This is a genomic window from Streptomyces sp. NPDC093598 (assembly GCF_044764825.1).
Classification (GTDB): domain Bacteria; phylum Actinomycetota; class Actinomycetes; order Streptomycetales; family Streptomycetaceae; genus Streptomyces.
In genome coordinates, this window is sequence record NZ_JBIWIV010000001.1 from 777890 (window position 1) to 790533 (window position 12644).

Annotated in this window: 8 protein-coding genes; all 8 read left to right on the plus strand. The window is 75.3% G+C overall.

Annotated features, from left to right (window positions below; all coding sequences use genetic code 11):
* Positions 1-23 precede the first annotated feature (23 nt).
* The 8 genes from ACIRDU_RS03640 to ACIRDU_RS03675 all read left to right on the plus strand — a co-directional run bounded on the left by ACIRDU_RS03640 (position 24) and on the right by ACIRDU_RS03675 (position 12641).
* Positions 24-1100 carry a MerR family transcriptional regulator gene (locus ACIRDU_RS03640; protein WP_403573869.1) on the plus strand — a complete coding sequence of 359 codons (1077 nt, stop codon included), beginning with the start codon at positions 24-26 and terminating at the stop codon, positions 1098-1100.
* A gap of 52 nt (positions 1101-1152) precedes the next feature.
* Positions 1153-2598: an acyl-CoA synthetase gene (locus tag ACIRDU_RS03645; RefSeq protein WP_403573872.1), complete on the plus strand. Its 1446-nt coding sequence runs from the start codon at positions 1153-1155 to the stop codon at positions 2596-2598.
* Positions 2591-3931 (plus strand): carboxyl transferase domain-containing protein, encoded by a 1341-nt coding sequence (locus tag ACIRDU_RS03650; RefSeq protein WP_403573874.1) that lies wholly within the window; start codon positions 2591-2593, stop codon positions 3929-3931. Before ACIRDU_RS03645 ends, ACIRDU_RS03650 begins: the two co-directional genes overlap by 8 nt.
* A gap of 77 nt (positions 3932-4008) precedes the next feature.
* On the plus strand, positions 4009-4365 hold the full coding sequence (locus ACIRDU_RS03655; RefSeq protein WP_403573877.1) for a CU044_2847 family protein: 357 nt from the start codon (positions 4009-4011) through the stop codon (positions 4363-4365).
* A complete protein-coding gene (locus tag ACIRDU_RS03660) occupies positions 4362-6047 on the plus strand; it encodes a trypsin-like peptidase domain-containing protein (RefSeq protein ID WP_403573880.1) in 1686 nt (561 codons plus the stop codon). Before ACIRDU_RS03655 ends, ACIRDU_RS03660 begins: the two co-directional genes overlap by 4 nt.
* Positions 6048-6111: 64 nt before the next feature.
* The gene (locus ACIRDU_RS03665) at positions 6112-7119 is read left to right on the plus strand and encodes an AAA family ATPase (protein ID WP_403573883.1); all 1008 of its coding nucleotides are present in this window, start codon (positions 6112-6114) and stop codon (positions 7117-7119) included.
* Positions 7109-11434 (plus strand): SAV_2336 N-terminal domain-related protein, encoded by a 4326-nt coding sequence (locus ACIRDU_RS03670; RefSeq protein ID WP_403573886.1) that lies wholly within the window; start codon positions 7109-7111, stop codon positions 11432-11434. Before ACIRDU_RS03665 ends, ACIRDU_RS03670 begins: the two co-directional genes overlap by 11 nt.
* Positions 11435-11603: 169 nt before the next feature.
* Positions 11604-12641: a rod shape-determining protein gene (locus ACIRDU_RS03675; RefSeq protein ID WP_403573889.1), complete on the plus strand. Its 1038-nt coding sequence runs from the start codon at positions 11604-11606 to the stop codon at positions 12639-12641.
* Positions 12642-12644 lie beyond the last annotated feature (3 nt).

Below are 12644 nucleotides of genomic sequence, written 5' to 3' on the forward strand. Positions count from 1 at the left end.
AACCGGGGACCGCGGGGGGACGTATGGCCATGCTCACGATCGGCGCGTTCTCGAAAGCGTGCCGGCTCTCTCCGAAGGCACTGCGCCTGTACGACGAGCTGGACCTGCTGCGGCCCGCCCGCGTGGACCCGGACACCGGATACCGGTACTACGCGGCCGGGCAGCTGGAGCGGGCCCGGCTGGTGGCGTGGCTGCGGCGGCTTGGCATGCCGCTGGCCGAGATCCGCCAGGTCTGCCGCCTGCACGACCGCGACTCCACCGCCGCCGCCCGGGAGATCCAGGCCTACTGGGCGCGGGTCGAGGCGCAGACGGCTGTCCGGCGGGACCTCGCCGCGTTCCTGGTCGATCACCTGATGACGGACCCGCACGGGCCCGGGAAGGACACCGCCATGCTGGAACTGCGTTACTCCGCCCACTCGGACACCGGCCGCGTGCGCCCCGCCAACCAGGACACCGCCTACGCCGGCAGGCGGCTGCTCGCCGTGGCCGACGGCTTCGGAGCGGCGGGCGCGCCCGCGAGCAGCGCGGCCGTGGAGGCGCTGCGCTTCCTGGACACGGACGACATACCGGCCGGCGGTGTCCTCGACGTCCTGGAGGACGCGATACGGGGCGCCGAACAGGCCGTCCGGGACGTCGCCGACGGCTCCGACGACATCGGCACGACTCTGACCGCCCTGCTGTGGACGGGCTCGCGGCTGGCGCTGGTGCACATCGGCGACTCCCGCGCGTATCTGCTGCGCGACGGCGAACTGTTCCGCATCACGCACGACCACACGATGGTCCAGTCGATGGTCGACGAAGGCCGGCTGGCGCCCGAGGAGGCGGCCTCCCACCCCCAGCGCGCGCTGCTCCTGAAGGCCCTCACCGGAGGCGGGACCACCGCGACCCCGGATCTCCGCCTCCACGACCCCCGGCCCGGCGACCGCTATCTGCTGTGCTCCGACGGCCTGTCGGGCGTCGTCCCCGAACACCGCGTCCGGGAACTCCTCGCCACGCCCGTCTCCCCCGACGAGACCGTTCAGGCCCTGGTCGGTGCGGCCGACGAGGCGGGCGGCCCGGACAACGTCAGCTGCGTGGTGGCGGACGTCGTGGAGCCCTGAAATCGTGGTGGCGTCCGTACCGGCGTGGCACACAGCCAAGGAGATGTGACGCGTGACCTCTCTCTTCCCGGCCCTGACCAGCGGCTCCGCCGACAGGCCCGCCCTGCGGTTCGGCGAGCGCTCCCTGACGTACGCAGAACTCGCCGCCGCGGCCGGTGCGGCGGCGGAACGCTTCGGGGATGCCCGCCGGGTCGCTGTCTGGGCGACGCCCACGATGGAGACGGCCGTCGCCGTGGTCGCCGCACTCCTCGCCGGAGTCCCGGCCGTGCCGCTCAACCCCAGGTCGGGTGAGAAGGAGCTGGGGCACATCCTGTCCGACAGCGCCCCCGACCTGGTGCTCACGGCACCCGACGACCAACTCCCGGCCCCCGTGCGGGACCTGCCCCGCGTCGACGTCGACGTGCACGGCACCGGCGCCGCCCCCGAGGACCGTGCCGACGAGAGCGCACCGGCCCTGATCGTCTACACCTCGGGCACCACCGGCCCGCCCAAGGGCGCCGTCATCCCGCGCCGGGCCATCGCGAGCACCCTCGACGCGCTGGCCGACGCCTGGCAGTGGACCGGCGACGACGTCCTCGTCCACGGACTGCCGCTGTTCCATGTGCACGGGCTCGTCCTGGGCATCCTCGGCCCGCTGCGGCGCGGCGGGTCGGTGCGGCACCTGGGCCGTTTCAGTACCCAGGGCGTCGCCCGTGAGCTGAACGGCGGGGCGACCATGCTGTTCGGCGTGCCGACGATGTACCACCGCATCGCGGAGGCCGTGACGAGCGACCCGGAGCTGGTCAAGGCGCTGACCGGGGCGCGGCTGCTGGTCTCCGGTTCCGCCGCGCTGCCCGTGCACGACCACGGCCGGATCGCGACCTCGACCGGCCGCCGGGTGATCGAGCGGTACGGCATGACGGAGACGCTGATGAACACGAGCGTCCGTGCCGACGGCGAGGCCCGCCCGGGCACGGTCGGCGTGCCGCTGCCGGGCGTGGAGCTGCGGCTGGTCGAGGAGGACGGCTCGGAGGTCACCGCGTACGACGGGGAGACGGTGGGTGAGATCCAGGTGCGCGGGCCGAATCTGTTCACCGAGTACCTCAACCGTCCCGACGCCACCGCCGCCGCCTTCACCGCGGACGGCTGGTTCCGCACCGGCGACATGGCGGTGCGCGACCCCGACGGTTACGTCCGGATCGTCGGCCGCAAGGCCACCGACCTGATCAAGAGCGGCGGTTACAAGATCGGGGCCGGTGAGATCGAGAACGCGCTCCTCGAACACCCCGGGGTGCGGGAGGCGGCCGTCACCGGGGAGCCGGACGCCGACCTGGGCGAGCGGATCGTGGCGTGGATCGTGCCGGCGGATCCGCAGTCCCCGCCCGCGCTGGAGGAGTTGGCGGACCATGTGGCGCGGCGGCTCGCGCCGCACAAGCGGCCGCGGGTCGTCCACCACCTGGACGCGCTGCCCCGCAACGACATGGGGAAGATCATGAAGCGGGCGCTGGCTCATGGCTGAGCGCCTCTCCGCCCGGGCGGTCGTCACCGCCCTCGCCGACGACGCCACCTTCGCCGAACTGCCCGCTCCCGCACGGAGGCCGAAGCCCGACGGCCCGCTCGCCTGGCCGGGCTACGACGCCTTGCGCGCCCGTGCCGCCGAACGCACCGGCGAGCAGGAGTCCGTGGTCTGCGGCACCGCCCGCGTCGGCGGCACCCGGGCCGTGCTGATCGCGTTCGAGTTCGGCTTCCTCGGCGGCTCCCTCGGTGAGGGCACCGGCGACCGGCTGGAGGCGGCGTACGCGTACGCCCGTGAGCACCGTTTCCCGGTCGTGCCGCTGGTGGCGACGGGCGGCAGCCGGATGCAGGAGGGCATGCTCGCGCTGACCCAACTCCAGCGGGTGGCCCGCCAGTCGGCGCTCACCCGGGAGGCCGGTCTCGCGCAGGTCGCGGTCCTGCGCGACCCGACCACCGGGGGCGGCTGGGCCACCCTGGGCGGGGGCGCCGACGTGGTGCTCGCGCTGCCCGGGGCCCAGGTCGGCTTCGCCGGCTCCCGGGTGCGGCCGGCGGACGCGGACCCGGCGGCGTACACGGCGGAGGCGCAGGTCGCGGCGGGCGCGGCGGACGCGGTCGTACAGCCGGGGGAGCTGCGCGAGACGCTCGGGCGGTGGCTGCGGCTGCTGACGTGCCCGTCGACCACGCCCGCCCCGCCGCCCGACCCGCTCGGCGGGTCCGCGGTCCTGCCCGCCACGGGCCGGGACGCCGTCCGGCGCGCCCGTTCGCCGCAACGGCCGCGCGCCACGGCCTACTTGGACGCCTACTTCACCGACCGGGTCGTGATCAGCGGCGACCGCTGCGGCGGCACCGACCCGGACGGCATGCTGTGCGGCTTCGGCACCCACGAGGGCCGTACGGTCGCGTACGCCGCGCAGACCGGGACCGCGACCCGTCCCGCCGGCTACCGCACCGCCGCCCGGCTGATCCGCCTCGCGGACCGGCTCGGCATCCCGGTGCTGACCCTCGTGGACACCCCGGGCGCGGCCAACGACGCGGAGGCGGAGCGGCAGGGCGCGGGCGCGGCGATCGCCGACCTGTTCGGCGCGGTCGCGAGCGCCCGCACCCCGGTGACCACGCTGGTGATCGGCGAGGGCGGCTCCGGCGGCGCCCTGGCCCTGGCCGCGCCCGGCAACACCTGGGCCACAGCCGACAGCTACTTCTCGGTGATCGCCCCGGAACTCGCGGCGGCCATCCTCAAACGGCCGCCGCGCGAGGTGGAGGCGACGGCGGACCAACTCCGCATCCGTCCGCAGGACCTGGTGGAGCTGGGGGTGATCCGGGGGACCGTCGGTGGGTGAGTTCGAATGCCTCCTGCGTCATCACGTACCTTCCGTCACAATGGTGCTGCCCAGCGCAATCGGACGACGGGGGTGTCGTGGACGGGTTGGTCGAGTTCAGAACCGGTGACGGGGCCGTGGTCGCGGTCGAGGCGGTGGAGGAGCGGTCCGGCTCCCGCCTGGTCTCCCGCGGCGACGGCACGGTCCGGGCGGCCCAGACCTTCGAGGGCGCCCTGGACGGAGTGCGGGCGGCGGCCGAGTCGGCGCTGCGCGTCTTCCGGGACGGCTCGCTCGGGCCCGACGGGGTGGAGATCGAGTTCGGTGTGAAACTGGCCGCCGAGACGGGCGCGTTCATCGCCAAGGGCACCGCCGAGGGCCATCTGGTGGTCAAGCTGACCTGGTCCCCGTCCACGCCGGAAGGCACGTCCACGCCGGGGGCCGGCCCAGCCTCATGAACAGCGCCGAGTGGCACGCCCGGATCGAGTTACGGGGCCGGGTGACCGGAGCGGGTTTCCTGGTCACCCCGAGCACGGTGCTGACGTGTGCTCATGTCGTGGGCGACGGTGAGGACCTGGCGGTGACCTTCACGGAGCGGCCCGGCACCCCGCCCGTGTCCGCCCGGGTCGTCGCGCACGGCGGCTGGGGCGGCGGCGTCACCGACCCCGGCGACCTGGCCGTGCTGGAACTGGACCGGGAGATGCCGATCGCCCCGGCCGCGCTGGCGCCGGTCGACGCGGCGCACGGCACGACGGCCCGCAAACTCGTCGTCTACGGCTTCCCGGACGGTTTCGACGAGGGCACCCTCGCCGAATACCGCGTCACCGCACCGCAGTTGATCAGACGGGAATGGCTCCAGCTGGAGGCCTGGCACCCCGGCGGCCAGCCCCTGGCCCCCGGTTTCAGCGGGGCCGCCGCCACCCTGGCCGACACCGGCGAGGTCGTCGGCATGGTCACGGCGGACTCCGGGGGCCGGGACGTGCGCACCGGCCGGATGATGCCCACCCAGGTCATGGCCCGCTACTGGCCGGACCTTCAGAGCCTGGTCCCGACCGCCGACCACACGGGCGCCGACCGGGCCCGGCTGCGCGCCCTGGTCGAGAAGGCGGCCCGCGCCGGCGTCGACTGCGACCCGGTGCGGCTGTACACGGCGGCGGCCGACCCGTTCGATCCCCCGCCGCCCGAGGAGGGGTTCGACTCGCTGTGGTCGGCGGCCCTGTTCGTGCTGTGCGAACTCGACGGCCCTGGCGCCGCACGAACCGTCGCCCGGTTCGCCGACCGGCTCCAGGCCCTGCTGCACACCCCCGCCGTGGAGCCGTCGGTGCCCGACTGGTCACCCATCCTCGTCGAGCTCGGGCACAGCGGAGCGGGCGACGGCCTGGTGCGGGTGGAGGTGTCCGCGTACAGCGAGGGGCGGCGGCACCCGGTGGACTCCGGCACGGTCGAACGGCACCGGCTGCACGCCTACGTGCGGGACGCCATCGAGGCGGCCTTCCGGTATCTGACGCCCGGCGCGGACGAGCTGGTCACCTTCGCGCTGCCCCGGGACTGGCTGGACTGGCCGGTCGACCGCTGGGAGAGCGCCCCGGACGACGACACCCCGCTCGGCTGTGTCTACCCGCTGGTCGTCACCGACCACACCCGCCGCAAGGCCAGCACCCGGCACGTGCTGACCCGGGCGTGGAAGCGCCTCGACTCCTGGCCGGGTGCGCGGATGCACCGGGTGGAGTGCGGTGGGCCGGAGGAGCCGGGGCGGCTGCGGTTGCGGCTGCGCCGCCACGACGCCTGCCTCGCCGGGTTCGGCACCGCCCCGGCCGCCTCCCGCACCCGGCCCCACTTCGACATCTCGCTCGCCGCGCCGGCCCCGGTGATCGTGTGGTCGCGTGGCGGCTGCGGCTCCGGGCAGGAGGAGTGCGCCGGTGCGGACGGCTGCACCGGCAAGACGTTCCTCGACGCGCTCGACGCCCACGTCGTGGCCGTACCGCCCGCCGAGCTCCCCCGCCACATCCTCGCCCTGCGCGAGGAGGCGCACGCCGAGGTGGACCACTGGGCCCACGGCATCCAGCTGCTCTGGGACGACCCGCGGCTCTTCACCGACCCGCACGCCGTCGCCGCGCACACGAGGTCGCCGGTGGCCTGACCCACCCGCACGCGACGCGCCTGAGAGACACCCGCACGAAAACGGAGAGCGGAGACCACTCCCCATGCCGCACTGGTCCGTCTACACCGGCCGGAACGAGCCGCACGACGGTATCGACGACCTGCCCGCCCCGCCGCCCTGGCGTGCCTTCGACGGTGGGCCCGCCCTGCCGCCGCCGCACGACGGTGACGACGCGACGGCCGTCTCCCCCGACCGCGTGCACCGGGCGAAGTCGTATGTCGCCGGCGAGGAGAGCGTCCGGCTCGTCAACGCCGCGCTCTGCCTGCGCCGCCCCCTGCTCGTCACCGGGCCGCCCGGCACCGGCAAGTCGTCCCTCGCCTACGCGGTGGCGCGTGAGCTGCGGCTCGGACCGGTGCTGCGCTGGAACATCACCAGCCGCAGCTCGCTGGCCGACGGCCTCTACCAGTACGACCCGCTGTCCCGGCTGTACGCGGCCCGGGAGGGGCTGGACAAGCCCGGCGGTGTCGAGGACCACCTGCGTCTCGGCCCGCTGGGCACGGCCCTGCTTCCCTACGACCGGCCCCGCGCGCTGCTCGTGGACGAGATCGACAAGAGCGACCTCGACCTGCCGAACGACCTGCTGAACGTCCTGGAGGAGGGCCAGTACGAGATCCCGGAGCTGGTCCGTGCGGCCCGGCACTCCGGCGACGGCGGGGCCGAGGTCCTCGCCGACGGCACGGACACCCCGGTCACCGTCCGGGGCGGCCGGGTCCGCTGCCGGGCCTTTCCGTTCGTCGTGCTGACCAGCAACGGGGAGCGCGAGTTCCCGCCCGCCTTCCTGCGCCGCTGCGTCCGGCTGAAGCTGCGACGGCCCGACCGGGACCAGCTCACGCACATCGTCCGGGCCCATCTCGACCCGCCGAACGGTGACGCGGACCGCCTGATCACCCGTTTCCTGGAGCGGGCCTCCGGTGGTGAACTGGCCACCGACCAGCTGCTGAACGCCCTGTACCTCACGGGCGTCGCGGGCCTGGACGCCGAGTCCCGCGACGACCTCGCCGAGCAGCTGATGCCGTACCTCAGCGCGGCGGCCGACGGCGATGGCTTCTGAGGCCGGGACCGGGCCGTCCCCGATCGCCCGGCTGGCGGCGGCCCTGTCGGCGGCGGGCGCCGCGCCGACGCCCCAGGAGATCGCCGAACTGCTATGGCTGGCCGGTCAGTTGGAACCGCCGGCCGGCGAGTCCGAGACCGGTCGGCCGATCGCTCGCGAGGCTCCCGCCCCGGAGGCAGAGGCTCCCGGCCCCGAGGAACGGGCCCCCGCCGCCCCCGCACCACCGCGGACCGCCGAGCCGCCCGCCCGGGCCGCCCCCGACCGCGTCCCCCTCCGCCTCCCCGCCCCGCGCTCCCCGGACCACCCCCACCACCACTCCGGCGGCGGCGGATCGCCCCTCCTCGCGCCCGCGCCCCCGATGCTCGCCCACCCCCTCGCCCTTCAGCGCGCCCTGCGACCGCTGCAACGCAAGGTGCCCTCCCCGCATCTGCGCCTGCTCGACGAGCGGGCGACAGCCGACCGGATCGCGCGGCTCGGCGCCCACCCGGACGTGTGGTTCCCCGTGCTGCGCCCGGCACCCGACCGCTGGCTGCGCCTGAACCTCGTGCACGACACCGGCCCCACCATGCCGGTCTGGCGCCCCCTGGTGAGCGAACTGCACACGGCGCTCGCCCAGTCCGGCATCTTCCGCACGGTCACCCTGCACCCGGCCACACCCGACGGCCGGGCCCGCCGGGTCCCCGTCCTCGACGACGGCCGCACGGTCACCCTCGTCGTCAGCGACTGCATGGGCCCGCAGTGGCGTCCCGGCGAGGCCGGCGAGCGCTGGTACGGCACCCTGCGGCGCTGGGCCCACCACATGCCGCTCGCCGTGGTCCAGCCCCTGCCCGAACACCTGTGGCACACCACGGCGTTGCCCGCCGAGCCGGGCCTGCTGACGTCCCCGTCCACGGCGGCTCCCTCGGCGACCCTCGCCTTCACCCCGTACGAGACGTCACCGCCCCCCGACCAGGCACTCCCGCTGCCGGTCCTGGAACCGGGCGCCCCCTGGCTCGCCCACTGGGCGGCCCTGCTCGCCGATCCGGGCGGCGCCCGCACCCCGGGCGCGGTGGCCTGGCTGCCGCCCGCTCCCGCACCCCTCGCCGAACCCGTCCCCGACATCACCACCTCCTCCCCCGAGGACCTGGTCCTGCGCTTTCGCGCGACCGCGTCCCCGGAGGCCTTCCGTCTCGCCGGACACCTCGCACTGGCGGTGCCCTCGGTCCCGGTGATGCGCCTCGTCCAGCGCACCCTGGAGCGCGATCCACGCCCCCGGCACCTGGCCGAGGTGATCCTCAGCGGCATGCTCACCTCCGTCCCCGGCCCACCCGGCTCCTACGCGTTCCGGCCCGGCGTACGGGACTTGCTGCTGCGCTCCCTCCCCCGCACGGCCCGCGGCCGCACCCGTGAGTTCCTCGCACAGGTCGGGGGCCTGATCGACGAGCGTGCGGGACTCGCGGCCGGGGAGTTCCGGGCCGAGACGGCCGGCGGGCAGGGCGGGGCGGGCCCGGCCTTCGCGACGGTCAGCGAGGAGACCGTGCGGCGCCTCGGCGGGGAGGACCTGTTCGCCGGGCGGTACCGGCTGGTGGCGCGGCGCGGGTGGAACGGGCGGGTGTCCAGGGCCGTGGACACCCGCACGGACCGGCAGGTGATCGTGCGCAGGTACCGCGGCCGGCCCGCCGGGCACGACCGCTTCCTGGAGCAGGCGCGAGCGCTGGCGGGGATGGACGACCCGCATGTCGTGCGGGTGCTCGACTCCGGGGTGGAGGGCGACGCGCCGTACCTGGTGACGGAGTTCGTGGACGGCCTGACCCTGTCCGAGGTGCTGCCGGGCATCTCCTTCCGGGTGTTCACCACCCTCGTGAGCCAGGGCGTGGCCGGGCTCCAGGCCCTGCACGCACACGGTCTGGTGCGCGGGGAGCGCGGGCCCGCCGGTCTGCTGCTGCGGCCCGACGGCACCCTGCTGCTGAGCCGGTTCGCACTGGGTGAGGAGTCCCTGGGCAAGGATCCCGAGTGGGACTTCGCCGAATTCCGGTGGCTGCTCAAGCAGTTGGCCCCGGGGGCGCGGATCCCCGACGAACATCAGGAACTGCTCCACCTGATCGACCAGCACAGGCTGCCCGAGGCCGCCCGCTACGCGACCCGCCTGCACGCCACGTCCCCGTGGCCGCCGGTGCGTTCGTTCACCCTGCTCGGTCCGCTGCGCATCAGCGACGGCACGCGGGACATCGAGCCGCCCTCGCCGACGGCCCAGGCGCTGCTGTGCATGCTGCTGCTCCACCACGGACGGCGCGTGAGCCACGGCGAGCTGGCCAGGGGCCTGTGGGAGGAGGCCCTGCCGGAGAGCGAGGCCGCCGCCCGCCTCGAACGCCTGGCGGCGGAGGTCCGCGAGGTGCTCCCCCCCGACCGCCTGGTCTCCTTCTCGCGCTCGTACGCCCTGCACGCACCCGACGTGTACGTCGACGTGCCGCACTGCGAGCAGCTCCTCGCGCGCGACACCGGCGACCCCCGGCGCGCCCTCGACCTCTGGTACGGCGAGCCCCTCGACGGCATCCCTGGCCCTGCCGCCGCGGCCACCCGGGACCGCCTGCGCACCCTCAGGGCGGATCTGCGGTCCGGGCCGGGGCCCACCGCCCCCACCGCCCACACCGCGCCCACCGCGCCCACCGCGCCCACCGCGCCCACGATCCTCTTCGAGGCCGAGGACCTCACCGGCCACCCCGAGGCCCGCATCACCCTCGAGTACGCGGTGCACGAGATGCTCTCCCGCGGCGCGCTCGGCCCCCACCGATTCGAGGTACGCGTCCGCGGCAACGGCTACGACGTCCACACCGAACCCGGCACCTACCTCCTCCCCGTCCTGGTCGCCGTCCTGCGCGGCCTGCCCGAGGTCCTCACCGGGCTGGTGGACCCGCCGCCCCTGACCGTCACGTTCTGGGACCGGCCCGCCCCGCCGCCCGAGCCACCGCCCGTGCCCGCCGGCATCCAGGTGATCGTCTCCCCGGCCGTCTACGAGCAGTTCGCCGCCAGCTCGGCCGCCCAGGGCCCCCAGCGCTTCCAGCCCCTCTACCAGGACGGCGCCACGGACACCCCGCCCGTCGCCTGGTACTGCCCGCTGTCCCCCGCCACGACCCCGGAGCCCGAGGCCCGCGACCTGGTGCACGGCCCCTTCATCACCCGCGACCTGCGCCGGCTCGGCATACCGGCCCCGGGCCGCACGGCCGTCGTCCACACCCGGCCCGACGGCCCGCTGACCCTCCTCGACCCCGCCCGGCCGCACGGCGACCGGCCGCCGGGGCTCGTGACGTACTACGAGGTGGACCTCACCACGCACCAGGCCCACCACCGGGTCTCCCTGCCCAGTTCCGGCAAGGGCGCCTTCGCCGCCGCGGTCGAGCTGTCCTGGCACGTGGAGGACCCGGTCGCCTTCGTGCGGGCGGAGGTCGGCCGGGTGTCCGAGCCGCTGCTCGGTCATCTGCTGGAGGAGGCGGCCCGGATCACCCGCCGGCATCCGCTGCGCCGGGCGGGCGCCGCCCAGCGCGCGGTCAACGCCGGGCTGCGCCGCTGGCCGGTGCCCGGGCTGTCGGTGACGGCGTCGGTGCAGCTGGGCCCGGAGGGCGCCGCCCTGCCCGGACCGCAGGAGGCCGCTCCCGCGCCACGCCCGCCGGCCCAGCTCCTCGGCGAGGCCGAGACGGTCCTGCTCGGCTTCGACGGCCCGATGGCCCGCCTGTTCTCGGCGACCGCCGCGCGCGAGGCCGTCCTCGACCTGCTCGCCCTCGTCGACGAGCACCGCGATCCGGGGCACGCCCTGCCCGGCGCGGCGCGGGAGACGTTCGCCCACCCGCTGGACGTGCTCCGGGCCTTCGCACGCGACCCGCTCGGGCCGCTGCTGCGGGAGCGTCTGGACGAGATCGAACTCCGGGCGGTGCCGCACGCACCGGCGACGCACAACTCCGCGCCCCTGGTCCGCACCCTGCACGCCTCCGGCCGCCACGTCTGTGTGATCACGGACGTCTGCGCCGAGGCCGTACCCCGCTATCTGCGCCCCTACGGGGCCCTGCCCCTGGCCGCCGTCCACGGGCGCGCCGAGGACCTGGGGCTCCTCACCCCGCACCCGGACTGCATGCTGCGTGCCCTCGACTCCTGCGGCGGGTCCGCCGCCACCGGCCTGGTGATCGGTTCCACGGTCGCCGAGCTCGCCGCCGCCCAGCGGGCCGGACTGCGCTTCATCGGCCTCGCCCGGAACACCACCACCGACCGGCAGCTGCGCGAGGCCGGCTGCGAGACCACGGTGACGTCCCTCGCACCCCTGCTGGAGGCCGCGCACTCCCTGTGACCGAACGCCGAACCCCCCGTTCGGCGGCGCCCCGCCCGGCCCCCCAGGAAAGGCGGCCCGGCCGCCTGCCGCGCACGATGCGAGAAAGGCCCGCCACCCGGCGGACCCACGTCTGCGAGGCCCGCCACCTGGCGGCCCCCCACGGTCTGTGCTCTCGGGAGGACCTGCCATGACCGCCAGTCTGGAGCAGTTGCGCCGCTGCCACTTCGCCGTCGACCTGGGAGCGGCCCGCACACGCGTCTACGTCAAGGGCGCCGGCCTCGTCGTCGACCAGCCGTCCGCCGCCGCCGTGAACACCCGCACCGGCGCGCTGATCGCGGTCGGCGAGCTCGCGGAGAAGATGACGGGCCGCACACCGGACTACATCCGGGTGGTCCGGCCGGTCTCCGGCGGCACCGTCGTCGACATCGAGATGGCGCAGCGCATGCTGCGGCACCTGCTCGGCGACAAGATGCGCCGCGGCCTGCGCCGCAAGCCGATCCTGCGGGCCGCGGCCTGCACCCCGCACGACGCCGACCCACTGGCCCAGCGGGCCGCGATCGAGACGCTGGTGGGCCTGGGCGCGCGCCGAGTGGAGCTGGTCGACACGCTCATCGCCGCCGCCGTCGGCTGCGGGCTGCCCGTGGAGCAGCCCGAGGCGACCATGATCATGGTGTGCGGAGCGGCGGCCACGCAGGTGGCCGTGCTGTCCCTGGGCTCGATCGTCACCGCCGAGCGGATCCCGGTGGGCGGCGAGGCCGTCGACCACGCGATCGTGCAGCACCTGCGTCACAAGCACGAGCTGATGCTGCCGAGCCAGTCGGTACGGCCCTTGCAGCTGGCCCTGTCCGGCAACGGCCTCACCCCGCAGGGCCCGGCCTCCACGGAGATCCACGGCCGGGACGTCGCCACGGGCTTGGCCCGCTCCGTCCAGGTCGACACGGCCGCCGTCCGGGACGCCATCCAGACGCCCCTCACCGCGATCCTCGACGGCATCGGCAAGGTCCTGCGCGCCTGCCCGCCCGATCTGGTCGCCGACCTCGCCGACCGGGGGATCATGATGGTCGGCGGCAGCGCCCTGCTGCCGGGCCTGGACCAGATGCTGCGGCAGGCGACCGGTATGCCGGTGCACATCGCCGAGCGTCCGGACGTGTGCGCCGTGCAGGGTCTCGGCGCGATGCTGGAGGGCAGGATCGCGCCGCTGGCCCTGGACCCGCTGGGCACCTGAGCG

Bases quoted from the DNA above. Each gene is read 5' to 3' on its own strand.
- ACIRDU_RS03665 (WP_403573883.1), top strand. From the start codon at position 6,112: ATGCCGCACTGGTCCGTCTACACCGGCCGGAACGAGCCGCACGACGGT.
- ACIRDU_RS03650 (WP_403573874.1), top strand. From the start codon at position 2,591: ATGGCTGAGCGCCTCTCCGCCCGGGCGGTCGTCACCGCCCTCGCCGAC.
- ACIRDU_RS03670 (WP_403573886.1), top strand. From the start codon at position 7,109: ATGGCTTCTGAGGCCGGGACCGGGCCGTCCCCGATCGCCCGGCTGGCG.
- ACIRDU_RS03675 (WP_403573889.1), top strand. From the start codon at position 11,604: ATGACCGCCAGTCTGGAGCAGTTGCGCCGCTGCCACTTCGCCGTCGAC.
- ACIRDU_RS03640 (WP_403573869.1), top strand. From the start codon at position 24: ATGGCCATGCTCACGATCGGCGCGTTCTCGAAAGCGTGCCGGCTCTCT.
- ACIRDU_RS03660 (WP_403573880.1), top strand. From the start codon at position 4,362: ATGAACAGCGCCGAGTGGCACGCCCGGATCGAGTTACGGGGCCGGGTG.